This is a genomic window from Silanimonas sp., assembly GCF_027530345.1.
Lineage (GTDB): Bacteria > Pseudomonadota > Gammaproteobacteria > Xanthomonadales > Xanthomonadaceae > Silanimonas.
On record NZ_JAPZQK010000006.1, the window covers coordinates 253,949 to 279,060 of the forward strand.

Annotated in this window: 20 protein-coding genes; 15 read left to right on the forward strand and 5 right to left on the reverse strand. The window is 68.0% G+C overall.

Features of this window, described 5'->3' with window-relative positions; all coding sequences use genetic code 11:
• The first annotated feature begins 26 nt into the window (after positions 1 to 26).
• From O9255_RS04130 to O9255_RS04145, 4 genes are read left to right on the forward strand one after another with little or no spacing between them, the layout of a single operon-like run.
• Complete coding sequence (locus O9255_RS04130) at positions 27 to 707, forward strand: methylamine utilization protein (RefSeq protein ID WP_297865569.1); 681 nt, start codon at positions 27 to 29, stop codon at positions 705 to 707.
• Complete coding sequence (locus O9255_RS04135; RefSeq protein WP_297865570.1) at positions 700 to 3,090, forward strand: EAL domain-containing protein; 2,391 nt, start codon at positions 700 to 702, stop codon at positions 3,088 to 3,090. The genes O9255_RS04130 and O9255_RS04135 overlap by 8 nt, the downstream gene beginning before the upstream one ends.
• The gene (locus O9255_RS04140; RefSeq protein ID WP_297865571.1) at positions 3,087 to 3,986 is read left to right on the forward strand and encodes a DUF3034 family protein; all 900 of its coding nucleotides are present in this window, start codon (positions 3,087 to 3,089) and stop codon (positions 3,984 to 3,986) included. The genes O9255_RS04135 and O9255_RS04140 overlap by 4 nt, the downstream gene beginning before the upstream one ends.
• A gap of 28 nt (positions 3,987 to 4,014) precedes the next feature.
• The gene (locus O9255_RS04145) at positions 4,015 to 4,452 is read left to right on the forward strand and encodes a group 1 truncated hemoglobin (protein ID WP_297865572.1); all 438 of its coding nucleotides are present in this window, start codon (positions 4,015 to 4,017) and stop codon (positions 4,450 to 4,452) included.
• A 56-nt stretch (positions 4,453 to 4,508) separates the two neighbouring features.
• On the opposite strand, the gene O9255_RS04150 is transcribed toward O9255_RS04145, so the two are convergent.
• Entirely contained in the window at positions 4,509 to 6,728 is a 2,220-nt protein-coding gene (locus tag O9255_RS04150) for a methyl-accepting chemotaxis protein (protein ID WP_297865573.1), read from the reverse strand.
• Positions 6,729 to 6,965: 237 nt separating this feature from the next.
• Between O9255_RS04150 and O9255_RS04155 the strand changes: the two genes are divergently transcribed.
• A complete protein-coding gene (locus O9255_RS04155; protein ID WP_297865574.1) occupies positions 6,966 to 7,907 on the forward strand; it encodes a LysR family transcriptional regulator in 942 nt (313 codons plus the stop codon).
• Here the strand turns inward: O9255_RS04155 and mnmE are convergent.
• From mnmE to rpmH, 4 genes are all read right to left on the reverse strand, one after another.
• On the reverse strand, positions 7,882 to 9,231 hold the full coding sequence (gene mnmE / locus O9255_RS04160; RefSeq protein ID WP_297865575.1) for a tRNA uridine-5-carboxymethylaminomethyl(34) synthesis GTPase MnmE: 1,350 nt from the start codon (positions 9,229 to 9,231) through the stop codon (positions 7,882 to 7,884). The two genes, O9255_RS04155 and mnmE, sit on opposite strands and share 26 nt — an antisense overlap.
• 100 nt (positions 9,232 to 9,331) lie before the next feature.
• Positions 9,332 to 11,098, reverse strand: coding sequence for a membrane protein insertase YidC (gene yidC, locus O9255_RS04165; RefSeq protein ID WP_297865576.1), 1,767 nt, complete (start codon positions 11,096 to 11,098; stop codon positions 9,332 to 9,334).
• Between the two features lie 4 nt (positions 11,099 to 11,102).
• A complete protein-coding gene (gene rnpA / locus O9255_RS04170; protein WP_297865577.1) occupies positions 11,103 to 11,600 on the reverse strand; it encodes a ribonuclease P protein component in 498 nt (165 codons plus the stop codon).
• A 32-nt stretch (positions 11,601 to 11,632) separates the two neighbouring features.
• Positions 11,633 to 11,773 carry a 50S ribosomal protein L34 gene (gene rpmH, locus O9255_RS04175; protein WP_297865578.1) on the reverse strand — a complete coding sequence of 47 codons (141 nt, stop codon included), beginning with the start codon at positions 11,771 to 11,773 and terminating at the stop codon, positions 11,633 to 11,635.
• Positions 11,774 to 11,951: 178 nt separating this feature from the next.
• Here rpmH and dnaA point away from each other — a divergent pair, with 178 nt between their 5' ends.
• From dnaA to O9255_RS04225, 10 genes are all read left to right on the forward strand, one after another.
• On the forward strand, positions 11,952 to 13,298 hold the full coding sequence (dnaA, locus tag O9255_RS04180; protein WP_297865579.1) for a chromosomal replication initiator protein DnaA: 1,347 nt from the start codon (positions 11,952 to 11,954) through the stop codon (positions 13,296 to 13,298).
• 234 nt (positions 13,299 to 13,532) lie between these two features.
• Positions 13,533 to 14,633, forward strand: a complete 1,101-nt coding sequence (gene dnaN / locus O9255_RS04185) for a DNA polymerase III subunit beta (RefSeq protein WP_297865580.1) — start codon at positions 13,533 to 13,535, stop codon at positions 14,631 to 14,633.
• A gap of 123 nt (positions 14,634 to 14,756) precedes the next feature.
• Positions 14,757 to 15,851, forward strand: a complete 1,095-nt coding sequence (gene recF, locus O9255_RS04190) for a DNA replication and repair protein RecF (protein WP_297865581.1) — start codon at positions 14,757 to 14,759, stop codon at positions 15,849 to 15,851.
• Positions 15,852 to 16,106: 255 nt separating this feature from the next.
• Entirely contained in the window at positions 16,107 to 18,572 is a 2,466-nt protein-coding gene (gyrB, locus tag O9255_RS04195) for a DNA topoisomerase (ATP-hydrolyzing) subunit B (RefSeq protein WP_297865582.1), read from the forward strand.
• The gene (locus tag O9255_RS04200; protein WP_297865583.1) at positions 18,572 to 19,366 is read left to right on the forward strand and encodes a type II CAAX endopeptidase family protein; all 795 of its coding nucleotides are present in this window, start codon (positions 18,572 to 18,574) and stop codon (positions 19,364 to 19,366) included. The genes gyrB and O9255_RS04200 overlap by 1 nt, the downstream gene beginning before the upstream one ends.
• 85 nt (positions 19,367 to 19,451) lie before the next feature.
• Positions 19,452 to 21,071 carry a UUP1 family membrane protein gene (locus tag O9255_RS04205; RefSeq protein ID WP_297865584.1) on the forward strand — a complete coding sequence of 540 codons (1,620 nt, stop codon included), beginning with the start codon at positions 19,452 to 19,454 and terminating at the stop codon, positions 21,069 to 21,071.
• A 3-nt stretch (positions 21,072 to 21,074) separates the two neighbouring features.
• Complete coding sequence (locus O9255_RS04210) at positions 21,075 to 22,046, forward strand: alpha-L-glutamate ligase-like protein (protein ID WP_297865585.1); 972 nt, start codon at positions 21,075 to 21,077, stop codon at positions 22,044 to 22,046.
• A 160-nt stretch (positions 22,047 to 22,206) separates the two neighbouring features.
• A complete protein-coding gene (locus O9255_RS04215) occupies positions 22,207 to 23,490 on the forward strand; it encodes a tetratricopeptide repeat protein (protein WP_297865586.1) in 1,284 nt (427 codons plus the stop codon).
• 104 nt (positions 23,491 to 23,594) lie between these two features.
• Complete coding sequence (locus tag O9255_RS04220) at positions 23,595 to 24,257, forward strand: energy transducer TonB (protein WP_297865587.1); 663 nt, start codon at positions 23,595 to 23,597, stop codon at positions 24,255 to 24,257.
• A 177-nt stretch (positions 24,258 to 24,434) separates the two neighbouring features.
• On the forward strand, positions 24,435 to 25,097 hold the full coding sequence (locus O9255_RS04225) for a MotA/TolQ/ExbB proton channel family protein (protein WP_297865662.1): 663 nt from the start codon (positions 24,435 to 24,437) through the stop codon (positions 25,095 to 25,097).
• The last annotated feature ends 15 nt before the right edge of the window (positions 25,098 to 25,112 follow it).

Genomic DNA, 25,112 nt, shown 5'->3' on the forward strand with positions numbered 1-25,112 from the left:
GGGACCTTGTTGACCGGAGTCCCGGCATGGTCGTGGCTGCCCGCTTCGTTCCCTCCTCGCCGGCCGTGGCGTGCGCACTGCTGCTCGGCCTGCTGCCCGGGGCACTGAGCGCCGCGCTCCGCGTCGAGGTCCGCAGCGGCGGGCAGCCGGTGGCGTCGGCGGTCGTCACGCTGACGCCGATCGGCCGTGCGGCCGCCGTCACACCGATCGATGCGGTGATGGACCAGGTGAACAGTGAGTTCCAGCCACGGGTGCTGGTGGTGACGAAGGGTTCGCGGGTGCGCTTCCCGAACAGCGACACGATCCGCCACCAGGTGTACTCGTTCTCGGCGGCCAAGCGCTTCGAGCTGCCGCTGTACACCGGGACGCCGCCGGACCCGGTGGTCTTCGACCGCGCGGGGGTGGTCACGCTCGGCTGCAACATCCACGACTGGATGAAGGGTTACGTGGTCATCGTCGAGACGCCGCACCACGCCGTCACCGGGGCGGACGGGCGGGTGACCCTCGACGCGCCGGACGGTGCGTACCTGCTCACCGCGTGGCACGAGCGCCTACCCACCCCCGACGCGGCGCCGAAGACGCCAATCACGCTGCCGATGGCTGGCCCCGCAACCCTCGAGTTGCCCTTGGCCCCGCCGCCGCCGCCGCGCGGCACCGACCGCCTGCGCGCCCTGCAGGACAAGTTCCGCACTCCGCCACGTGAGTGACGCGCCGGCCGCCGCCACGCCACGTGCCGGGCTGCGCTTCGGCACCAAGCTCGTGCTCATCCTCGCCGGGCTGGTCTTGATGCTGCAGCTGGCCGGCTGGCTGACGGTGCAGGTCGCCGTGCGCAACGGCGTCGACCAGCAGCTGGTGGACGGGCTCGAGGTCGGCGCGCGCGTCTGGGAACGCCTCGACGATGCCCGACAGCGGCAGCTGCTCGAGCGCGTGTTCGTGCTGGCCGACGATTTCGGCTTCAAGCAGGCCATCGCGACGCAGGACGGCCCGACGCTGGAATCGATGCTGGAAAGCGCGGCCGGGCGCATCGATGCGCCCTTTGCCATGGTCCTCGCCCCGGACGGTCGCCTGCTGGCGCAGCGCATGCCCGACGGGGCGCTGATCCCGCAGGCGGGCGTGGCGGCGCGCCTCGCGATGGCCCGCGAGCAGGGCTTCGCCTCGGGCGTGGTCGCCCTCGGCGAGCAGCCGGTGCGCTATGCCCTGGTCCCGGTGTTCGCCCCGGACCTCGTCGGCTGGATGGGGCTCGGCCAGGCTTTCGGGAGTGATGAAGCTGAGGAAATCGGTGCCGTCGCCGGCGTCGAGGCCAGCGTGCTGGTCCGCCAGGGCCCGGCATGGCGCGTGGCCGAGGGCACGTGGGCACCGGAGGACGAGGAAGCGGCGTTGCTCGCCACCGGCGTGCCGCGCCTGCTGGTGCACGAGCTCGAGAGCGAGGTCGATCCGGCCATGGCGCTGCGTCTGTCGGCGGAGCAGGGCACGCCCGTCTACCTCGTCCTGCAGGCATCGCGGAAGCGTGCCATGCAGCCGTATGCCGGGCTGCAGGCGCAGGTGCTCTCGCTGTCGTTCGGTGCCACGGTACTGGCCATCATCGCCGCGTTCGCCATCGGACGTCGGGTCAGCGGGCCGGTGGGTGCGCTGGCGCGTGCGGCCGAGCGCATCCGCGGCGGCGAATACGCAACGCGGCTGGCGGTGGTCGGCACCGACGAATTCGCCACGCTCGCCGAGGCCTTCAATGCCATGCAGGACGGCATCGCCGAACGTGAACAGCGGATCGTCCACCAGGCCGGGCATGACGGGCTGACCGGCTTGCCCAACCGCGAGCGCGCCCTTGGCCTGCTGCACGAACGGCTGCGCGATCCGCTGCTCGTCGAGGGCGCGTTGGCGATGGTCGACCTGCGGCGCTTCCACGAAGTGAACGATCTGCTCGGCCATCGGCATGGCGACCTGGCGCTGGCGGAAGTTGCGCGCCGACTTCGGGACAGCGTCGGGGGCCACGACCTCGTGGCGCGTCTCGGCGGCGACGAATTCCTGCTCGCGCTCTGGGGTGCCGATACAGCGTCCGCCGCGGCGCGCGCCGAAGCCCTGGTGGCGGCTCTCGCCGCACCGATGGACGTCGACGGCGCCCCGCTGCGCCTCGACGCCACCCTCGGGCTGGTGCCCTTCCGGCGCGATGATGCGAAGGCTCTGCCGGATGCCCGCACGCTGTTCCGTCGCGTCGAGATCGCCGGCGACCTCGCGAAGCGCGAAGGCCACGCGATCGCGCTGTACCGCGAGGGCATGGACGAGCAGCACTTGCGCCAGCTCGCCATCGTCGGCGAACTGCGCGGTGCGATCGACGACGGTCAATTCACCCTGAACTACCAGCCCAAGGTCGACGTCGCCACCCGCGACGTGCGTCATGCCGAGGCGCTGTTGCGCTGGACGCATCCGACCCTCGGGCGGATCGGCCCCGATGAATTCATCCCGCTCGCGGAGCGCGCCGGCTTGGTGGGCGTGCTGACACGCTGGGTGGTGGATCGCGCCTTCGCGGACATGGCGGACTGGCGGGCTCGGGGCATCGACGTCGGCGTGGCCATCAACCTCTCGGCCATCGACCTCGCCGATCCCGAACTGCCCGGCGCGGTGCTCGAACGCCTGCGCCATCACGGCATTCCCGCGACGCAGGTCATCGTCGAGGTCACGGAAAGCGCGGTGCTGGCTGATCTCGATCGCGCCATCGCCTCGCTCAACGTGCTCCGCGCCGATGGCCTGCGGGTATCGGTGGACGATTTCGGCACGGGGCAGAGCTCGTTGGGCCAGCTCAAGCACCTTCCCGCCGACGAGCTCAAGATCGACAAGAGCTTCGTGCTCCAGCTGGCGCCCGGCAGCGAGGACGAACGTATCGTGCAGTCCATCGTCCAGCTCGGCCACGCGCTGGGCCTCAAGGTCGTCGCCGAGGGATTGGAAACCGAAGCCGGCCTCGACGTGCTGGCGCGCTTGCAGTGCGACGTGGCGCAGGGCTACCACTTCAGCCGACCCTTGCCCGTGGAGGCGCTCACCACATGGATCCTCGCCCACCAACAACTCCTCCGCGCCGCCGCGGGAGAGCCCGCATGACCGGCGTGGCGCCGGCCGCCGCCGCCGTGCTGTTGCTGGCGACGGCATCGTTCGCTGCGGCCGCGCCGTCGGAACTCGCCACGCGCGACGCCGTGGGACATGCGGGGCGCCTGCTCGCCACCGGCGGCGCCAGCATGATCGAAGGCAGCGCGGGTGGCGGCATCGTGCCTTGGGCCGTGATCGCGGGCTACGGCACCGAGGACCAGTGGGGCGCCGCGGCGTTCGCGACACGCGTCGAAGTCCGCGACTACGCGCTCACCAGCCAGGGCGTCGCCTTGGGCTGGCGCAACCGGATCGAGCTGGGGGTCGCGAGGCAGCAGTTCGGCCTGCCCACGCTGGCCGACGCGCTGTCGCTGCCGACACGCCGCTTCCGCCAAGACATCGTCCACGCGAAGTGGCGGCTCGCCGGGGACCTCGTCTACACGCCGATGCCGCAGCTCACGCTCGGTGCGCAGCACAAGACGCAGCGCGATTTCCTCGTGCCATCGCTGGTCGGCGCGCGCGACAACTCCGATATCGATGTCTATCTCTCGGCCAGCAAGCTGTTCCTCGGCGCCGCCGGTGGCCGCCATCTGCTGCTGAACGGCACGCTGCGACGCACCCGCGCCAACCAGACCGGGCTGCTCGGCTTCGGCGGCGACCGCGACGACGGGTACGCGCTGGTTGGCGAAGCGAGCGCCGCGGTGCTGCTGGACCCGCGCTGGGCTGTGGGCGTCGAATACCGGCAGAAACCGGACAATCTCGGCTTCGCCCGCGAGGACGACTGGAAGGATGTGTTCGTCGGTTGGTTCCCGAACAAGCGCGTGGCGGTCGTTGCCGCCCGGGCGGATCTCGGCCGCATCGCCACGCTCGAAGACCAGGAGGGCTGGTATGTCTCGCTGCAGCTCAGTCACTAAGGCGGACGTCCCCGCTCGCGCTGTTTCGGTGCCGCGTCTGCGCGCGGTGCTCGTCGCGATCGCGCTTTCGGTCCTGCTCGCCGGCTGCGCCAGTGCCCCAGCGAGGCAGGGCACCACGCTCTACGAGCGTCTCGGCGGCGAGGCCGGTGTCGCGGCGATCACCGAAGGCCTGCTCATCCGCAGCGCGGACGATCCGCGCATCCGCGATGATTTCGCCGAAGCCGACATCGTCAACCTGCACACGCGCCTCGTCGAACACCTGTGCGCGCTCACCGGCGGGCCCTGCACCTATGGGGGACGCGACATGAAGGCCGCGCACGTGGGCCTCGGGCTGACGGAAGCCGACTTCAACGCACTGGTCGAGAACCTTGTCGACGCGATGACGGAACGGGGCGTGCCGATCGCCGCGCAGAACGAACTGCTGGCGATCCTCGCACCGATGCGCGGCGAAATCATCCGCCAGTAGTCAGCCGGCGGATGAACACCGGCTCGTCTTGGGGCTGCACGGAACCGGGCCGCCCTTCAACGCGAGACGACGAAACGTGCAGCGATCTGGGCCAACTGGCCGGTCTGTTCGTTCATGGCCTGTGCCGATGCCGCCATTTCCTCGACCAAGGCCGAGTTGGCTTGCGTGACCTGGTCCATCTGCGTGACCGACTGATTGACCTCCGCAAGGCCCTTCGCCTGCTCAACGGAAGCCGCCGTGATCTCGGTGATGATCTCGGCCACTTTCTGGGAGGACGCCACGATGTCCTCCATGGTTTGGCCGGCTTTCTGGGCCACACCCGCGCCGGTCGCAATCTTGGAGACGGACTCGTTGATCAGTGCGGCGATTTCTTTCGCCGCGGTGGCGGAACGTTGCGCCAACGCCCGCACTTCCGCAGCAACAACGGCAAACCCGCGACCCTGGTCTCCTGCGCGCGCGGCCTCAACCGCCGCGTTGAGCGCGAGGATATTGGTCTGGAAAGCGATGCCATCGATGGTGCTGGTGATGTCCGCCATGCGGCGTGATCCCGCCTCGATATCTCGCATCAGCGCAACGACCTGCTGCACGGTCTCACCGCCCTCGCTGGCGACGCCCGCGGCCCGCGAAGCCAACTGCTTCGCCTCTTGGGCATGCGCAGTGCTTTGCTTCACCGTGGCATTCATCTCCTCCATCGCAGCGGCGGTTTCCTCGACGCTCGCGGCGGCCTGTTCGGTGCGCTTTGAAAGATCCATGTTGCCGGCAGCGATCTCCGAGGACGCATCGCCCAATGCGGCGACCGCCCGCTGGACTTCACCGATGGTCGTCGCGAGGGCATCCGCCGTCGCGTTGGCGTTGCGATTGAGCTCGCCAAAACTGCCCATCAACTCCGCCGAGGAGCGCACGGTGAGGTTGCCTTGGGCCAAGGCCGCCATCGTCACCTGCACCTCGTCGATGGCTTGGCTGGTGAGGTCCATCAGGGAGTTGAAGATGCGGGCGAGTTCCTGGTATCGCGGATCATCGGTCTGGAGCTCGACGCGTGCCGTAAGAATTCCCGCCGCAGCCTTCTGGGCGACATTGCGCAGTCCGTGACGGAAGTTGGTGTCGTCCGTGCGGTCTTGCCACTCGAGTGCTGTACCAAGCCGCTCGCCATTGGCACCGAACACCGGCGTTGCCGTGAGATCGAAGTGCATGCCGCCAACCGCAAGTTTGGCCCGGTGCGCCGTCGCCAACGTCGGCATGAGAGCGCGCTGATGTGCCGGGTCGCGATGGAACCGGTCAAAGTTGCTGCCCAGAATGTTGCTCGCCCTGAAGTCGGGCAAACGCTCACGAATCGCCGCTTCCCCCTGGGTCAGGGTGCGGATGACCGCGGGGTTGACGTAAACAATTTTGCCCTCGGCGTCGGCGATCATCATGCCGCTGGCAGCGCCATCGAGGGCGCTGCGCACGCGGGCGTTTTCAGTAGCGATTTCACGCTCGCGCTCGATTCGATCGCGCAATTGCGTCTGCATGTTGGAAAGCGTGCGCAGCAGGCGTGCCGTTTCATCACGCCCCTCGAGGACGATGACGGAGTCAAAGTGCCCTTCGGCGACCCGGCCAGCAACATCGACCGCCCGGCCGAGGGGTCGGACGACGCTACGGGTGATCGCCCACGCCACGGCGCCGCCGACCGCGATCGCCACCAGCGTCAGCAGCACGAGAATCCGCGAGAACCCATTGGCCACCGACGTGGCGTTTGTGGCCTCGATCTTGTTCTTTTCTTCTTCCCGGTCGATGAACTGGTTGATTCGCGCGAGCCATTCCACGAAAGCAGGCTTTGCCTCGGCGAGAAGGAGCGCCTGCGCACCCGCCACGTCACCCGAGGCACGCAACGCGCGAACCTCCTCGATCAAGGGCAGCGTCTTTGCTTCGATCTCTTTGATCCCTGCGAGGATGCGACGCTCCTCGTCGTCGGCCCCCACCATGAGCTCGTCCAACGGTGCCGCCGACGCGGCGTAAGCTTCCGCGAGACGATCAATGGCACCCTCTGCTTCCGCGCGACCCTCCGGGTCATCGACGAGAACGACGTCCCGCAGCTCGATGGCGCGATCGTGCACGCTGCCGCGGAAATTGATGGCATAGCGCTGCTTGACACTATTGATCTCGTTGATCTGGGCCAAGGCGCGATCGATCACACCGACGCGCTGGATGCCGACGGCGGTGACGACCATCATCAAGACGAGGATCAAGCCAAATCCGAGCAAGAGACGCTGGCCGATGCGGATGGACGACAGATTCACAGGGCACGCTCCAAGGCTTTATTCATTTCTTGCATGGAAAACCATTCTGCGACGACGTCGCAATGAACACTGCGACGCGGCGCATGCTTATCCGCCTTTGACAACAAATGAAACTTTTCCCGGCCGAACAAGCATGAGCCGTTGGCGACGTTAGAATCGGGCCGATCTGACGTCCAATGCATGTTGTATCGTTACCCATGCATCCAATGCATTGAAATGATTCAAGGTGCCAAACATATGGATCTGAAGAAGCTCCGACATCTGGTCGCCATCGCCGACGAGGGCGGCTTCGTCAAAGCTGCAAGGCGCCTTCATATGTCCCAGCCAGCGTTGAGTCGAAGCATTCAGGCGCTGGAGGCGGAAGCAGGCGTCCCCCTGATCGATCGAGGCACGCGCTCAGGCGGGCTGACCCCAGCGGGCGCCTTTGTCCTGGATCGCGCGAGGAAGCTGCTTTTCGCCTCGGGATGCCTCGATCGGGATTTGGCCCTGTATCGCGAACGCCAGCTGGGCCAACTCGCGTTCGGCGTCGGGCCGTTTCCGGCCGCAATGTTCCTCCCTAACCTGGTGCAGGACCTGAGGCGTGAGCACGCCGAGGTGCGCATCAAGCTGGAAATCAGTCACGGCTCCAATTTGCTTCAGTACTTGCGGAACGAGAAGATTGATTTCTTCGTCTCCGACACCCGCGATTTCGCGACCGAGGACGATATCGCGATCGTTCCGCTTCCACGTCAGCCCATGGGTTTCTTCGTCCGAAGCGGACACCCGATCACGGCGCTCCGTACAGTAAAAGCAGAGGCACTCGTTGATTTCGGCCTCGCGACCGTCGAGCCGCCTCGATCAGCAAGGGACACCGTTTCGTCCGCGATGGGGGTGGAATCGAGCTCACTTCCCGTGGTTCTGGAGTGCAACGATCTTTCGACGCTGAAGCAGGCGGCATTGGCCTCGAATGCCATCCTGTGCGCGGCTCGCGTGGCGATGGTCGACACCGTTGCGGATGGCCGATTCATCGCGTTGAACGTCAAGGATATGCCACCTCTGCATTCCGAAATGGGCGTCGCCTCAATCAAGGGGAGAAGTGCTTCGCCTTTGGTCGAATCGGCGATCCGCAGGATCGTCTCTATGGCGACGTCCGTCTCGACGTCGCCATCCGAGCCTACTTCCCGATGCAAAAACTGCTGAATATCCGACCCAGCAGCGCATCGCTGCTGATCCGGCCGGTGATCTCACCGAGCGCGTCCTGCGCCAGCCGCAAGTCTTCCGCTGCCAACTCACCCTGACGCGCGCGCAGCTGCGCTGCGGCGTCGGCAAGATGCGTTCCGGCGCGGACGATGGCCTCGACGTGGCGCGTGCGGGCGGAGAACGCGCCGCTGCTGCCTTCGCCCACGCCCGCCGCATCGCGCAAGCGCTCCCGGAGGGCGCCTAGGCCGAGGCCATGCGGGGCGTCGATCCATAGGTGCCATCCGTCGTCGCGCTGTTCCACCCGGCCTGCGGTTCCGGTGAGGTCGGCATGGGTATGCACCCAAAAGACCCGCGACGCCACGTCGCGTTCCTGCCGCAATCGCGCCATCGCCACGTCGGCCTCGCGATCGTCGAGCACCGCTAACACAAGATCGGCCTTCGCCACTTCGGCGCGCGCGCGACGGATGCCCTCGGCTTCGACGACATCGTCGGTCTCGCGCAGTCCTGCGGTGTCGACCAACGTCAGCTCGAAGCCATCGATGCGGATGACGTCGCGGAGCACGTCGCGCGTGGTACCAGCGATCGGCGTGACGATGGCGCGCTCCGAACCGGCCAGCGCGTTCATCAGCGCGCTCTTGCCGGCGTTCGGCGCGCCGACGATCACCACGTGCAGGCCGTCGACCAGTCGCACGCCGCGCGCCGCATCGCGATGGAGGGCCGCATGCAGCGCCTCGACGCGCGCCAGCCTCGCGGCCAGCTCGGGAGCGGCGAGGAAGTCGATCTCCTCCTCGGGGAAGTCGATGGCCGCCTCGACGTGCACGCGCAGCAGGGTGAGCGCTTCCACCAGTTCGTCGACGCGGGCGCTGAAGACGCCGTCCAGCGAACGCCGGGCGGCGCGCAAAGCCGCATCGGACGATGCAGTGATCAGGTCGGCGACGGCTTCGGCCTGCGCGAGGTCAAGCTTGCCCTCGAGGAAGGCGCGCTCGCTGAACTCGCCGGGGCGCGCCGCGCGCGCGCCAAGCGCGAGGCAGCGCGCCACCACCTGCGCAAGCAGGCGCGGGTTGCCATGGCCCTGCAGCTCGACGACGTCCTCGCCGGTGAAGCTGCGCGGCGCGTCGAAGGCGATCACCAGCCCATCGTCGATGACTTCGCCATCCGCACCGTGGAAACGGACGTAGCGGGCCTGTCTCGCCACGAAGGGTCGTTCCGTCGCACACAGCGCTTCGGCGATGGGCTTCGCGCGCGGCCCGGACAGGCGCACCACGCCGATACCGGCGGCGCCGTTCGCGGTGGCCACGGCCACGATGGTGTCGCGTTCGCTCATGGCGCGAAGCCTAGCGCGGCGGCGAGCGCCAAGTAGCCCGCACATGCGACGAGGCCCGCTTGCGCGGGCCCCGTCATTGATCTTTGCGTGGGTGATCGGCTCACTTCGCCTTGGTGACCGCCGGGGTCGTCGGACCACCGTAGCGCTTGGTCATCCACCACTGCTGGGCGAGGCCGAGCACGCCGTTGGTGAGCCAGTACAGCACAAGGCCCGACGGGAAGAAGGCGAACATCACGCCGAAGATCACCGGCATCCACTGCAGGACCTTCTTCTGCATCGGGTCCATGCCCGGGCTCGGCGTCAGCTTCTGCGTGGCCCACATCACAGCCAGGTTCAGCGCCGGCAGGATGAAGAGCGGATCGGGCGCGGTGAGGTTGTCGATCCACAGCATCCACGGTGCCTGGCGCAGTTCGACGGACTCAAGCAGCACCCAGTACAGCGCGAGGAAGATCGGGATCGGCACCAGCATCGGCAGGCAGCCACCCAGAGGATTGATCTTCTCCTTCTGGTAGAGCTCCATCATCGCCTGGTTGAACTTCATGCGGTCTTCGCCGTACCGCTCCTTGAGCTGCTCGATGCGCGGCGCGACGGCGCGCATGCGGGCCATGCTCTGGTACTGCTTCGCCGACACCGGGTAGAGCAACAGCTTGATGATCACGACGATGCCGATGATCGCCCAGCCCCAGTTGCCGAACAGGCCGTGGAGAGCGTTGAGCACCCAGAACAGCGGCTGCGCGAGGAAGCTGAAGATGCCGTAGTCGAGCGACAGCGGCAGCGAGGGGTGCACCGCTTCCATCGGGCCCTGCAGCTTCGGGCCGACCCACAGGGTGAGATCGACGCGATCGCTTCCGCCGGGCGGCACGGTCACCGCCTGGCCGACGCTGCGCGCGGCGAAACGGCCACCGTCCACCGCGTGCAGCGAGAAGACCTGCGGCTGGCTCTTCGGCGGCACCCAGGCCGACACGAAGTGGTGCTGCAGCATCGCAATCCAGCCGTCGGTCACGGTCTTGTCGAGCGTGCCGTCGTCGACGAAGTCCTCGAACCGGCGCTTCTCGAAGTGGTCGCTCGAGCTGTACCAGGCCGAGCCGACGAAACTGAAGCTCTCTGGGTTGGTGAACATCGCCGTCTTGCCGGGCGGCGGCGGCGGCACGCGGAGCAACTGCTGGTAGAGGTTGCCGGTGAACGCGGCAGCACCCTCGTTGACCAGCTCATGGCGCACGCCGATGGCGTAGCTGCCGCGGGTGACGGTGTAGACCTTGCGCACCGTCAGGCCGCTGGCGGCGTCGCGCCAGACCATCGGCAGTTCGATCGTGTTCGCGCCGTCGGCCAGCGTCAGGGTCGAGCCCGGGGTTTCGAAGGTGTAACGCGCATCGGCGCCCGGGGCGGTGGTGGTGCTCAGCCAGCCGGTCTGCGCGATCTCGAACCGCGAGGGTTCGCGGTCGAACAGGATGACGTTGCCCTTCTCGGGATTCTCCTGGTCCAGCGGGTAGTCGAGCAGCTCGGCGAAGACCAGCGTGCCGCCCACCGAGTCAACCCGCAGGCGCAGCACGTCGGTGAGGATCTCGACGCTGGCGGCCGACGCATCGAGGGTTGGAGTCGGCGTGGCTGCGACTGCGGGCATGGCCTGCGGCGCATCGACCACCGTGGGCAAGCCCGACGCGGCATCGGCCGTTGTCGCGGCTGCGGGGGCGGCATTCGGCGCATCGGCGAGGCTGGGGAGCCCGGCGGTTCCAGCGTCCGCGACCACCGCGGCGACCGGCGCTGGAGGCGGGGTCGTCGGCGTGGTGGTGAAGCGGGTCCACTCGAAAGCCATCAGGATCGCGACGGCGACCCAGGCGAACAACAGGAAAGCGCGGTTCTGGTTCATGCGTTCACTCGCCCGGTGACGCCGTGGGGCGCGGGGCAGGGGCGCCCTCGGGGGCGGATAAGGAGGGAGTGTCGGAAGGGGAGGTGGGTGCGGACGTCGCGGATGCAAGCCCGGCGGCCGCGTCACGGCGAGGGATTGTGCCGGTGGGCGATGACGGCGGCAACGCGATCAGTCGATCCCAGAGATGCGCGAGATCCTTTCGCAGCGCGGCCTTGTCCAGGGCGCCGCACCCGACGCGGGCGACGACGATGCAGTCGCCGGCAGGCAGGTCGCGGTAACGCAGGCGGAAGCTCTCGCGGACCTGGCGCTTGATGCGGTTACGGACCACCGCATCCGGGCTGACCTTGCGGCTGACCGCCATCCCCAAACGACAAAAGCCCCCATCGCGCAAGCGCAGATGGAGGCTGAAGTGGCGCGTACTCACGCGCCGGCTGTCGGCGAAAGCGTCGCGGTAATCACGCCCGGTGCGGACGCGAACGTCGACCGGAAAGCGGGCGCTCACGCCGCGCGCGCCGGTCGATGACGCCGGATCGCTTAGGCGCAGAGGCGCTTGCGGCCCTTCGCGCGGCGGCGCGACAGGATCTTGCGGCCGTCGACGGTCGCCATGCGGGCACGGAAGCCGTGGTCGCGGGCGCGCTTGAGGTTGCTGGGCTGGTAGGTGCGCTTGGTGGCCATGGGTCACCTCGGTAGGTGGAAGAAAAGAGGCGGGAGATTACGCGCCGGACCCGCCTCCGTCAAGCGACGCCGCGCTTGGCGGGCCGGGGCGGCGACGCTATGCTGCCAACCCATCCCACTTATCCACAGCCGCGTCCCCACGGAGGCGGGGGTGGGCTATACGCCACTGAAACTGTCCATGGAATCCGCCTGGCCCCGTTGCCTCGAACGTCTTGAAGCCGAATTTCCGGCCGAAGACGTCCAGACCTGGCTCAAGCCGTTGCATGCCGACGAGCGCGTGGACGGCCTCACGCTGTACGCGCCGAACGCCTTCGTGGTCGACACGGTGCACGAGCGCTACCTGGGCCGCATCCGCGAGCTGCTGGCCCATTACGCCGGCGAACCCCTGAGCGTGCAGGTGACCGTCGGCAGCGCGCCGCGTCCCGCCGCGGCCGGCCGCGAGCCGGGCACCGCCCCGCCGGCCCCAACGGCGGCGGCGGCCCTGCGTGCCGCCCTTCCCGAGCTCCCGAGCAACGTCGACCCGGCCTACACCTTCGAGAACTTCGTCGAGGGTCGCAGCAACCAGCTCGGCAAGTCGGCGGCCCTCCAGGTGGCCCAGAACCCGGGCCGGGCCTACAACCCCTTGCTGCTTTATGGGGGCACCGGACTCGGCAAGACCCACCTGATGCATGCCGCTGGCAACCTGATGCGCCAGCTCAACCCGGGCATGCGCGTCCTCTACCTGCGCTCCGAGCAGTTCTTCTCCGCGATGATGAAGGCGCTGCAGGAGAAGTCGATGGACCAGTTCAAGCGCCAGTTCCACACCGTGGACGCGCTGCTGATCGACGACATCCAGTTCTTCGCCGGCAAGAACACCACGCAGGAGGAGTTCTTCCACACCTTCAATGCGCTGTTCGACGGCAAGCAGCAGATCATCCTCACCTGCGACCGCTACCCGCGCGAAGTCGAGAACCTCGAGCCGCGGCTGAAGTCGCGTCTCGGCTGGGGCCTGTCGGTGGCGATCGAGCCGCCGGACTTCGAGACCCGTGCCGCCATCCTCGGGGCCAAGGCCCAGGCGCGCGGCGTGGCGCTCCCGGACGAGGTCGCGCTGGTGATCGCCAAGCGCATGCGTTCCAACGTCCGCGACCTCGAAGGCGCGCTCAATACGCTGGCGGCCCGGGCCAACTTCCTCGGCAAGCCCATCACGGTGGATTTCGCGCAGGAAACGCTGCGCGACCTGCTGCGCGCGCAGCAGCAGGCGATCTCCATCCCGAACATCCAGAAGGCCGTGGCAGACTACTACCAGCTGCGCGTGGCGGACCTCCTGTCCAAGCGCCGGACCCGCTCGCTGGCGCGCCCGCGCCAGGTGGCGATGGCCCTGGCCAAGGAGCTCACCGAGCACAGCCTGCCGGAGATCGGCGACGGCTTCGGTGGCCGCGACCACACGACGGTGCTGCACGGCTGCCGGGTGATCCGCGACCTGATGCAGACCGACGGCAAGCTGCGCGAGGACTGGGACAAGCTGGTGCGAAAGCTGACGGAGTGAGGGGACGGGAAACGCCGTCGACAGGCCGTGCACAGCCTGTGGACAACGTGGGACAACTCGAAAACCGTCTGCGTTGCCCACCGTTATCCACACGGTTGTTCTTCCGGTTCCCCACAGCGTTTCGGCGATAAAGTTCAACAGAATCAAGGCTTTGGAAAGTTTTTCAGCGTTTTCCCAGGCCTCTACCACCACCATTGATAGATTTATCCAACGACGGAAATAGGCCCCGACCGCATGCGCTTCTCCCTGTCACGCGAAGCCCTTCTGAAGCCCCTCCAGCAAGTGGTTGGCGTGGTGGAGCGCCGCCAGACCCTCCCCGTCCTGTCGAACCTGCTGGTTGAAGTGCGCGGCGTCGAGTTGTCGCTCACCGGCACCGATCTGGAAGTCGAGATGGTGGCACGGGCCGTGGTGGAGGACGCCGAGGATGGCGAGACCACCATCCCCGCGCGCAAGCTGTTCGAGATCGTCCGCGCGCTGCCAGACGGTTGCCGCGTGACCGTGGTCGTCAGTGGCGACAAGGCCACCGTTTCGGCTGGTCGCAGCCGGTTCACCCTGGCGACCTTGGCCGCGAACGACTTCCCCTCTGTCGACGCGCTCGAAGGCGTGGAGCGCGTGTCGCTCTCCGAAGCCCTGCTCAAGGACCTCATCGAGCGCAGCGCCTTCGCCATGGCGCAGCAGGACGTCCGCTACTACCTCAATGGCCTGCTGTTCGACCTGCGCGGTGATTCCCTGCGCTGCGTGGCCACCGATGGCCATCGCCTCGCGTTGTGCGAAGCCGCCCTGCCCGGCGGCACCGGCACCAAGCGCCAGATCATCGTGCCGCGCAAGGGCGTCCTGGAACTCCAGCGTCTTCTTGAGGGCGGCGACCGCCTCGTGGAGCTGGAACTGGCGCGCAACCACCTGCGCCTGCGCCGCGAGGATGTGAGCTTCACCACCAAGCTGATCGATGGCCGTTTCCCGGATTACGAAGCGGTGATTCCGATCGGCGCCGACAAGACGGTGGAGCTGGACCGCGAAGTGCTGCGCTCGGCACTGCAGCGCGCGGCCATCCTCTCCAATGAGAAGTTCCGCGGCGTGAAGCTCGAGGCGGCCCCGGGCCTGCTGCGCATCGTCGCGCACAACCCGGAGCAGGAAGAGGCCCACGAGGAGCTCGAGGTCGAGACGCGTATCGATGGTCTGGCCATCGGCTTCAACGTCACCTACCTGCTGGATGCGCTCGCCGCCCTGAAGGGCGAGTCGGTCGTCCTGAACCTCCGTGACGCCAATTCCTCGGTGCTGGTGCGGGAGAGGGACAGCGATCGCAGCCGCCACGTGGTGATGCCGCTGCGCCTGTGACCGGTTGGCTTGCCGCCACGGTGAACGCCCCGACGCCCGGTTCTGCCGGGCGTCGCGCTGTCGGGCGTCGTTCGTCGCTCCGTAGGACTGTCTTGCAGGCCTTCCGTCGGATGAGGGCGGGTCGTGCGCGTTGACTCGGTCGACATCCGCGGGCTCCGTTGCCTGCGCTCCGTGTCGTTGGCTCTGCCTGCTGCCGGGGCTTGGCTGGTGGGACCGAACGGCGCCGGCAAGACCAGCGTGCTCGAGGCCCTCTGCTTGCTGGGGTTCGGGCGGAGCTTCCGCGGTCGTGTTGCCGATGGCTTGGTGCAACGGGGCGAGGCGGCGTTGGAGGTGGTGGCGCGCTGGACCGACGATGCGGGGCGGGCCCGTGTTTCCGGGCTCCGTCATGCCGGGGATCAGTGGGAGGCGCGGTTGGATGGCGCTGCGGTGGGTAGCCTGAGTGAGCTGGCCGCCCCGTTTCCGGTGCTCTGCTTCCATCCGGAGTCCTCGCAAGTGGTGACCGGGCCAGCCGAAGAGCGGCGCCGGGCTCTGGATTGGCTGGCGTTCCACGTGGAACTTCGCTTTGCGGAACTGGCCCGGCGCTATGGGCGTGCCCTCAAGCAGCGAAACGCCCTACTTCGCGCCGGGGCGCAGGACGTGGAGTTCGACCCCTGGGAACGGGAGATGGGCTTGATGGCGGAAGGCCTAGCCGCCCAGCGGGCGACGGCCTTGGGCCTGTGGCAACCCGCCCTCGACCGCGTCTGGCCGACGCTCGCTCCGGGACTCGAGCCACCGTCGCTGCAGTTGCGCCCGGGCTGGCGGCAGTCCGAGGCCCTGCTGACGGATCTGCTTCTGCTCAATCGGGCCCGCGATCGTGAGTTGGGCTACACCACCATCGGCCCGCAGCGCGCCGACGTGGATCTGGGCCAGCCCTGCGGGGTGGATCCCGAGCAGTTGTCGCGGGGTCAGTCCAAGTTGGTGGCCTTGGCGTTGGTTCTCTCCCAGGCCGAGGCGCTTCGTGGGTGGTCGGGGGAGCGGAGCCTGTTGCTCCTCGATGATCTCCAAGCGGAGTTGGATGCGGGTCGACAGGCTGCGGTTCTCGAGTGGGTCGCTTCAGCCGGGTGCCAGACCCTGGTCAGCGGGACCCGTTGGGACCCCGCTCTGTCCGAGCAGACCCCGGGATGGGCGTTGTTCCACGTGGAACACGGCGGCCAGATCAGTGAAGGGGCCGCCGTCTGAGGGGTGGTGTCGGTACCCGCGGCACGGCGAGCCGGCACCCCGGCGGATCAGGGGTTCCACGTGGAACACCAGCCGCCTTCACTCCCCCGGAACGCCTATAATCGAACGGTTCCAGCCCGGCCCCGCGCCGGCCGTCCCGGGTCCACGCCCGCGCCGCTGCCGACGCCCTGCCCTGCTCCATGGGCACCCGGCTGGCCTCTTCTCGGCGTCCGTTGGCTACACCGCCATCGGCCGCCCGCAACGCAGCCGCAGAGCATGACGGAACAGACCCCCAGCACCCCGGCCACCCCGGCCTACGACGCCAACAGCATCACCGCCCTAGAAGGCCTGGAGGCCGTCCGCAAGCGTCCGGGCATGTACATCGGCAACGTCAACGACGGGTCCGGCCTGCACCACATGGTGTTCGAGGTCGTCGACAACTCGGTCGACGAGGCCTTGGCCGGCCACGCGAACATGGTGCTGGTCACGATCCATGAGGACGGCTCGGTCTCGGTGTCGGATAACGGCCGCGGCATCCCGGTCGGCCGTCATGCCAAGGAGAGCGAGAAGCAGGGTCGCGACATCTCCGCCGCCGAGGTGGTGATGACCGTCCTGCACGCCGGCGGCAAGTTTGACGACAACAGCTACAAGGTCTCGGGTGGCCTGCACGGCGTTGGTGTTTCGGTCGTGAACGCGTTGTCGGAGAAGCTGCTGCTCGACATCTGGCGCGAAGGCCACCACTACCAGCAGGAGTACCGTCACGGCGAGCCCGTGTATCCGCTGAAGCAGCTGGAGCCCTCGGAGAAGCGCGGCACCGAGGTCCGCTTCTGGCCGTCCGTCACGGCGTTCAATGAAAACACCGAGTTCCACTACGACATCCTCGCGCGCCGCCTGCGCGAGCTGTCCTTCCTGAACTCCGGGGTCCGGATCGAGTTGGTCGACGAGCGTCCCGACGGCAAGCGCGACCTGTTCGAGTACGAGGGCGGCATCCGCAGCTTCGTCGAGCATCTCGCCCAGCTGAAAACCCCGCTGCACCCCAGCGTCATCTCGATCAGCGGCGAGCAGGACGGCATCGTGGTCGACTGCGCCGTCCAGTGGAGCGACGCGTACCACGAGACGATCTATTGCTTCACCAACAACATCCCGCAGAAGGATGGCGGCACGCATCTGACGGGCTTCCGCTCGGCGTTGACCCGCACCCTCACCCGCTACATCGAGAAGAGCGGCATCGCCAAGCAGGCCAAGATCGCGATGTCGGGCGACGACATGCGCGAAGGCATGATCGCGGTGCTGTCGGTGAAGGTGCCGGACCCGGGCTTCTCCTCGCAGACCAAGGAAAAGCTGGTCACCGAGGCCGTGCGCCCGGTCGTCGATGCCATCTTCGCCGCGAAGCTGGACGAGTTCCTGCAGGAAAACCCTCACGAAGCCCGCGCCATCACCGGCAAGATCGTCGATGCCGCGCGCGCGCGCGAGGCGGCGCGCAAGGCCCGCGACCTGACGCGCCGCAAGGGTGCGCTCGACATCGCCGGCCTGCCGGGCAAGCTGGCCGACTGCCAGGAAAAGGACCCGGCGCTCTCCGAACTCTTCATCGTCGAGGGTGACTCGGCCGGTGGTTCCGCGAAACAGGGCCGCAACCGCAAGACCCAGGCGATCCTCCCGCTCAAGGGCAAGATCCTCAACGTCGAGCGCGCCCGCTTCGACCGCATGCTGGGAAGCGCCGAGGTCGGCACCCTGATCACCGCGCTCGGCACCGGCATCGGCAAGGACGAGTACAACCCGGACAAGCTGCGTTACCACCGCATCATCCTGATGACCGACGCCGACGTGGACGGCTCGCACATCCGGACGCTGCTGCTGACCTTCTTCTACCGGCAGATGCCGGAGCTGATCGAGCGCGGCCACATCTACATCGGCCTGCCGCCGCTCTACAAGATCAAGCAGGGAAAGACCGAGCTGTACATCAAGGACGATCACGCCCTCAACTCGTACCTGATCTCCAACGCCATCGAGAACGCCGAACTCGTTCCGGCCGCCGGCGCGCCGCCGGTCCGTGGCATCGCGCTCGAGTCGCTGATGCAGGCCGTCGCCGCTGCACAGGAAACCGTGGAACGCCATCGCCACCGCGTCGACGGCGCGGTGCTCGAGACGATCTACCAGGCCGAGCCGCTGACGGCCGAGACCTTCGCCGATGCCGCCAAGCTCGCCGCATGGTGCGATGCACAAAACACCAAGCTCAAGGCCAGCGGCCTCGGCAAGCCGCGCTACGTGCTGAGCGCCCAGGCCGAAGCGGGCGACACGCCCGGCGCGATCCATGTCGACAAGCAGCACCACGGCCTGTCGAGCCGCCAGACCATCGCCGCCGCGCAGCTGCTGCACGGCGAACTGAAGGCCCTCACCGACACCGCGGCGAAGCTCGCCGAACTCGCCCTTGGCGACGGCGCCACCGTCAGCCGCGGTGGCAAGTCGCTGCCGCTGCGCGATTTCGCTGCGGCGCAGCATTGGCTCCTCGAGGAAGCCAAGAAGGGCCGCACCATCCAGCGCTTCAAGGGCCTCGGTGAAATGAACCCCGAGCAGCTCTGGGACACGACAGTGAACCCGGAAACGCGCCGCCTGCTGCGCGTGCGGATCGAAGACGCCATCGCCGCCGACACGATCTTCTCGACGCTGATGGGCGACGTGGTCGAACCGCGCCGCGCCTTCATCGAGGACAACGCGCTGAAAGTCGGCAACCTCGACGTCTGATGGTCGCCGCGTCAGACCACGCAGGCCAGCCTTCGGCGCCGCTGGACGAGCCTCGCGCGACGCCCGGATCGCTATGGCGTCTTTCGGGAGCGACGCTGCTCGACGCCGTTCTCGCTGTCGTCGTGGTCTTTGGCGGTAGCGTGGTCATCGGCCTGATTCTTGGTGGCTTGCGCACCGCCGGTGTCGACGTGGGCCCGCCCGGGCCCGGCATCCGCGGCATGCCGGCGATCCTCATCCCCCTCGCCATGCTTGCCACCCTGGGCGCGGGCGTGGCGCTGTGGCTGCTGCACCGTCGTCGCCTGCCCTCGGCGCCGCGACCGTGGACGGGGCGTCTGCTCGCAACGGTCGTGCTCGCCGCGCTGGCCCTCCAAGCGCTGGCCTTCGGCTACTACCACCTCGCCGCCCACTTTGGTCTACGGGTGACGGGCTCGAACATCGATCCCGTCCTCAGCGCGCTGAACGCGGCCCCGCTGCTCACCGCACTGATGGTGGTGATCGCCGCACCGGTTGGCGAGGAGCTCCTGTTCCGCCGCGTCTGCCTTCATCGCTTCGCCCAAGCCGGGCGACCTCTGCTCGGCCTGGTGTTGAGCAGCACGTTGTTCGCGCTGCTCCACCAGCCCCTGCCCGGAGAGCGCGGCCTGCTGGTGTGGCTGCTGATGCTTGTGCCCTATGCGGTGATCGGCGCCGTCCTCGGGCAGCTCTACCTGCGAACCGGGCGCATCGAGGCCCCGATCCTCGGCCACGTGATCATCAACGCCCTCGCCATCGCGATGCTGGCGCTCGGCAGCCGCTGACACCGTCGGCGGCCTTCGGGCACTCGGTTACACTTCCGTCCTGCCGCGCCCTCCGGTGGTGCGGACCTTTGCCTCGGAACGCCGAATGAGCAAGCGCCACCTCTACCTTCTCGCCTTCGCCATCATCGCCCTGGCCACCTCGGCCATCGTCTACAAATGGCAGGTGCTGAAGTTCCCACTGCAGCCCGACGAGTCGGTGCAGGTGTGGTCGGTGCAGGCCCATGTCGAATACCAGCCGCAGCGACGCGCCAATGCGCTCACCCTGCAGTTGCCCTTCCTGACGCCTGGCTGGATCGTCCTCGACGAGCGCTACGTCGCCCGTGGCTATTCCAAGATCCCCGAGCGCGAGCCCCAGGGCCGCGAAGTGCAGTGGGCCACCCGCAACGCCGTCGGCGAGCAGGACCTCTACTACCGCGCCACGATCGTCCGTTCGCAGCTGAAGGACGAGACCCTCCTCCCTGACCTGCAGCCCGAGCTGCTGACGCCGCCGGAGCTCGAGGAACCCTACGCCGCCGCCGCGCAGGAACTGCTGGACGAAGTGCGCGAGCGCTCGGCGGACGTCACCACCTTCTCGCGCGAGCTGATCCGCCGCCTCAACGAATCCCCGGACGAGGGCGCCCAGCTGCTGCTCGACCGTTACGCCCGCGAGGATGGCTCCGGCAACGTCGACGACGAACTGCGCACCCGCTTCCTCGTCGACCTGCTCGCCATCCGCACCATCCCGGCGCGCCTCGTGCATGCGCTGCGCCTGCCGGAAGGCGGCGTCGAGGGCACGGCGCGCATCGAGACCTGGCTGCTGGTCCACACCGGCACCGAGTGGCGCCTGCTCGATCCGCGCACCGCCGCGGAAGGCCTGCCGAAGGACCTGCTGCTCTGGAACGTCTCGCCGGAGCCGCTGCTGGCCATGGACAGCGACGCCACGCCCTCGCTGATGTACACCGTCAGCTACAACCTCGCCGACGCGATGGCCATGGCGCAGCGCCGCCTCGAGGTGCAGGACGCCAACTACATCCGCTGGTCGCTGCTCTCCCTGCCGCTGCAGGCGCAGGAGGTCTACAAGGTCCTGCTGCTGGTGCCGATCGGCGCCTTCATGATGCTGATCCTGCGCAACATCATCGGCATCAAGACCTACGGCACCTTCATGCCGGTGCTGGTGGCCCTCGCCTTCCGCGAGACCGCCTTGGTCGCGGGCATCACCCTGTTCGTCCTCGTCGTCGGCGCCGGCCTGCTGGTGCGCTTCTACCTCGAGCGATTGCGCCTGCTGCTGGTGCCGCGCCTCACCGCCATCCTGATCCTCGTGGTGCTGTTGATGGCCCTGATCTCGGTGATCGCCAACCGCCTCGACCTCGAGGTCGGCCTCTCCGTCGCCCTGTTCCCGATGGTCATCATGGCGATGACCATCGAGCGCATGTCGGTGGCCTGGGACGAGCGCGGCGCCGGCACCGCCATCAAGGAAGGCGTGGGCACGATCATCGTCGCCGCGCTGGCCTACTTGGTGATGAGCTGGGACCGCCTCGAGCACCTGATCTACGTGTACCCGGAGTTCCTGCTGTACCTGTTCGCCGCCGCGCTGCTGCTCGGCCGCTACTCCGGCTACCGCCTGATGGAGCTGTTCCGCTTCCGCGCGCTGGCCCGCGAGGCCGACCCGATCGCCCCGGCGCCGGCCGCCGCCGCCCCGGCCGGCGGCGACGCGCCGAAGGCCTGAGCCATGGCGCTCTGGAACCCCATCGAGATCGCGCGCCGCCTGCGCAAGATCGGGCTGATCGGCATCGGCCAGCGCAACGCGCACTACGTGCTCATGCACAACCCGCGCAAGTTCTACCCGCGGGTCGACGACAAGCTGATCACCAAGAAGCTGGCCATCGAAGCTGGCCTCCCGGTGCCCGAGCTGTACGCGGTCGTGCGGGAAGAGCACGAGATCGCCGAGCTGCACGAGAAGATCAAGCACCGCGAGAGCTTCGTCGTGAAGCCGGCCCACGGCTCGGGCGGCGACGGCATCCTCGTCATCCACGGCCGCCGCGGCGACAAGTACCGCCGCGCCAACGGTTCGCTGATGAATCGCGAGGAGTTCGAGCACCACCTGTCGAACGGCCTCTCCGGACTGTTCTCGCTGGGCGGCCAGCCCGACCACCTGCTGGTCGAGTACTGCGTTCAGTTCGACCCGATCTTCGAGCGCGTCAGCTTCAAGGGCGTGCCGGACGTCCGCATCATCGTCTTCCTCGGCTACCCGGTGATGGCGATGATCCGACTGCCGACGCGCCTTTCGGACGGCAAGGCCAACCTGCACCAGGGCGCCATCGGCGTCGGCATCGACCTGCCGACCGGCGTCACCAAGCGCGGCGTCTGGGGCTCCGAGATCATCCGCGACCATCCCGACACCGAGCACAGCATCGTCGGCCTGAAGATCCCGCGCTGGGACGACCTGCTGCACATGGCCGCGCGCTGCTACGAGCTCTCCGGCCTCGGCTACATCGGTGTCGATTTCGTGCTCGATAAGGACCACGGCCCGATGATCCTCGAGTTGAACGCGCGCCCCGGCCTCGCCATCCAGATGGCGAACGCCAACGGCCTGCAACCGCGCCTCGAGAAAATCGAAGCCCTGCAGGCGGCCGGGACGCTGTCGAAGGACCCGGCCGAGCGCGTGGCCTTCGCCGTGGCGAACTTCCCGACCACGGGCTGAGGCCGATACGCCACCGTGCGGTGGCGCCGATTCGTTAACGTCGTGTTTGTTCGCGGTGACAGCGCAGCGACGCACGCCACGATTCACGCCGGGTTCCCTTGAGCCTGCGGCACCCTAGGCATTACCCTCGCCAGCCTTGCTTCCGCGCCCGGAGTTTTTAATGGCCGCCACCCGTACCGTCCTGCTTGGCATCGCCGTCCTCACCGCTGCGTTCGCGGCGATGCCGGTGGATGCGCAGATGCCGCGCGACGCGCGCGACCGCGACCGTGGCGCCGAAGAGGCCCCGGCCAAGTTCTTCCCGGACGCCACCCGCGTCGTCGAGGAAGGCAAGGTCTCGCGCGGCCTGCAGCGCCAGCTCAACGACATGATCGCGGCGCTGAACGAGAAGGGCGATCCGGCCAAGGCGCGTGAACTGGCCGAGGCGGTGCTGGCCAACGAACGCGCCAACGCCTACGAGAAGTCGGTGGCCGCCCAGGTGGCGGGCAGCGCCGCCGGCGAGCTCGACGACATCCCCGCGAGCATCGCCTACATGGAGCGCGCGATCGCCGAGAACGGGCTCGACAACGAGCAGCACTACGGCACGATGCAGAACCTCGCGATCACCTACCTGTCGAACGAGCAGTCCGACAAGGCCATCCCGCTCTTCGCGCGGCTGATCGAGGAAACCAAGACCACCAACCCGGACTTCCACTTCGCGCTTGCCGGCGCCTACTACGAGTCCGAGCAGTACCCGCAGGCCATCGAGGCGCTGAAGCGCACCATCGCCCTGACGCCGACGCCCAAGCCGGAGTGGCTGCGCCTGCTCGCTTCGGCGCACACCGAATCCGAGCAGCCGGCGGAAGCGGCCCAGGCCCTTGAGCGCCTCGTCGCCCTGCAGCCGGACGACAAGCGCCTGATCCTGGCCCTCGCCTCCTCGTACATCGACCTCGAGCAGGCGGACAAGGCCATCGCCACCATCGAAGGCGCGCGCAGCCGCGGCCTGCTGACGGAAGCGCGCGACTACCAGAACCTCTACGCGCTGTACTTCAATATCGACGGCAAGGAGAAGGAAGTCATCGCCGTCATCAACGAGGGCCTGTCGAAGGGCATCCTCAGCCGTGACCTGCCGACGCTGAACGCGCTGGCCCAGGCGGCGTACTTCGCCGAGGACATGGAACTCGCCATCAACACCTACAAGGAAGGCGCGGCACTCGACCCGAAGGGCGAGACCGCCCTGAACTACGCCAAGGTGCTTTCCAGTGAAGCACGTGACGCGGAAGCCCGCGACGCCGCCAAGGCCGCCCTTGCCAAGGGCGTGGCCAAGCCCGGCGAGGCATGGATGGTGATCGCGCGCTCGGAGAATGAGCTCGACAACCGCCCGGCCGTCCGTGCTGCGCTGCAGGAAGCCGCGAAGTACCCCGAGACGCGCGAGCAGGCCAATCGCATGCTTTCGCAGCTCCGCTGAGCCCTTCACGTTTTGCCCGCCTTCAGGCGGTATCCAGCGTCGCTTCGATCCCTTACTATTATTGACCCGCCCAGCGCGGGGTCCCATCCAAGCCGGTCCAACGCATGACGGACAATCGAATCTACGGCACCAAAGTCCCCGCGCCGTTCAGCTGGCCGCGGACGATCGGTATCGCCTTCGCCATCGCCCTGCACGCCGCGGGTGGTCTGGCGCTGCTCGTGCCGATCAACAATGCTGCGGCCGAGGAAGAAGAAGAACGCGTGGTCAACGTGAACTTCATCGAACCGCCGCCGCCGCCCCCGCCGCCGCCGCCGCCGCCGCCGGAACCGCCGAAGGTCGTGCAGAAGATCGTGCAGACCCCGGTCACCCCGACGCCGGTCCCGCCGCCGCCGGAAGAACCGCCGGTCGTGTTCGACGACGCCAATGCGCTGGACGTCGAGGCCCCGCCGCCGTCGCCGCCCGCGCCGCCCGCGCCGCCCGCGGATTTCGCGCCGTCCGAGGACATCTCGGGCCGTCGCCTGAACCCGCCGCGCTACCCGCCGCAGGAGGCCCGCCGCTGCATCGGTGGCGAGGTCATGCTGCGCGTCATCATCGACGCGGCCGGTGCCGTCCAGGACGTGGCCGTCGAGAAGTCCAGCCGTAGCCGCAACCTCGATCGCTCCGCGGTCGAAGCCGCACGCCGCTGGCGCTTCAACGCCGGCCTGCGCAATGGCCAGGCGGTCGGTGGCGCCGTCCTGGTGCCAGTCAATTTCACTCCTCCCTGCTAATCCAACCGAAGGTATCCACTCATGCTGCAGGACAACACCAACACCGCGCCGGCGACGGACGCTGCTGCTGCTCCGGCGGCGGCCCCGGTCGCGACCAACGTGGCGCTGACCGCGCCCGCCGCAGGCACCGCCCAGACGGTGCAGCAGGACGTCGCTGATTTCAGCGTGCAGAACGCCATGGCCCACATGGGCGTCGTCAACTGGTCGGTGTTCGCCGCCCTGGTGATCATGTCGATGGTCGCCTGGTACTACACGATCATGAAGGCCATCAAGTACGCCCGTATCAACGGCCGTGCCGGCGCCGTCACCTCCGCGTTCTGGCAGACCAGCAACGCCCAGGAAGCGATCCGCTTCATGGAAGAGCAGCCGGGTTGGGAGCCGTTCTCGAAGATCGCCCTCGACTGCGCCCAGTCGGCCGCCCACCACCAGAAGTCGGAAGGCCGCCTGTCGGAAGCCCTGAATCGCTCGGAGTTCATCGACCGCGCCCTGCGCCAGGCCGTGGCCCGTGAGTCGGCTTCGCTCGAAGACGGCCAGACCTGGCTCGCCACGACGGGCGCCATCGCGCCGTTCGTCGGCCTGCTCGGCACCGTGTGGGGCATCCTGATGGCCCTCGTCGGCCTGTCGGCCTCGGGCGAGAGCTCGATCAAGGCCGTCGCCGGTCCGGTCGGTGAAGCGCTGATCATGACCTTCATCGGTCTGTTCGTCGCCATCCCGGCGGTGATCGCGTTCAACTACTTCAACCGCAACAACCGCAAGCTGATCGGCCAGTTCGACGCCTTCGCGCACGACCTGCACGACTTCTTCGCCACCGGCGCCCGCGTGGGCGGCGACAAGCGCTGAGGGGTTGACCCCCCT

Bases quoted from the DNA above. Each gene is read 5' to 3' on its own strand.
- O9255_RS04215 (WP_297865586.1), top strand. From the start codon at position 22,207: ATGGCCGCCACCCGTACCGTCCTGCTTGGCATCGCCGTCCTCACCGCT.
- O9255_RS04205 (WP_297865584.1), top strand. From the start codon at position 19,452: ATGAGCAAGCGCCACCTCTACCTTCTCGCCTTCGCCATCATCGCCCTG.
- O9255_RS04140 (WP_297865571.1), top strand. From the start codon at position 3,087: ATGACCGGCGTGGCGCCGGCCGCCGCCGCCGTGCTGTTGCTGGCGACG.
- gyrB (WP_297865582.1), top strand. From the start codon at position 16,107: ATGACGGAACAGACCCCCAGCACCCCGGCCACCCCGGCCTACGACGCC.
- O9255_RS04200 (WP_297865583.1), top strand. From the start codon at position 18,572: ATGGTCGCCGCGTCAGACCACGCAGGCCAGCCTTCGGCGCCGCTGGAC.
- dnaA (WP_297865579.1), top strand. From the start codon at position 11,952: ATGGAATCCGCCTGGCCCCGTTGCCTCGAACGTCTTGAAGCCGAATTT.
- yidC (WP_297865576.1), bottom strand. From the start codon at position 11,098: ATGAACCAGAACCGCGCTTTCCTGTTGTTCGCCTGGGTCGCCGTCGCG.
- rpmH (WP_297865578.1), bottom strand. From the start codon at position 11,773: ATGGCCACCAAGCGCACCTACCAGCCCAGCAACCTCAAGCGCGCCCGC.
- O9255_RS04130 (WP_297865569.1), top strand. From the start codon at position 27: ATGGTCGTGGCTGCCCGCTTCGTTCCCTCCTCGCCGGCCGTGGCGTGC.
- O9255_RS04220 (WP_297865587.1), top strand. From the start codon at position 23,595: ATGACGGACAATCGAATCTACGGCACCAAAGTCCCCGCGCCGTTCAGC.
- O9255_RS04155 (WP_297865574.1), top strand. From the start codon at position 6,966: ATGGATCTGAAGAAGCTCCGACATCTGGTCGCCATCGCCGACGAGGGC.
- dnaN (WP_297865580.1), top strand. From the start codon at position 13,533: ATGCGCTTCTCCCTGTCACGCGAAGCCCTTCTGAAGCCCCTCCAGCAA.
- O9255_RS04225 (WP_297865662.1), top strand. From the start codon at position 24,435: ATGGCCCACATGGGCGTCGTCAACTGGTCGGTGTTCGCCGCCCTGGTG.
- mnmE (WP_297865575.1), bottom strand. From the start codon at position 9,231: ATGAGCGAACGCGACACCATCGTGGCCGTGGCCACCGCGAACGGCGCC.
- O9255_RS04210 (WP_297865585.1), top strand. From the start codon at position 21,075: ATGGCGCTCTGGAACCCCATCGAGATCGCGCGCCGCCTGCGCAAGATC.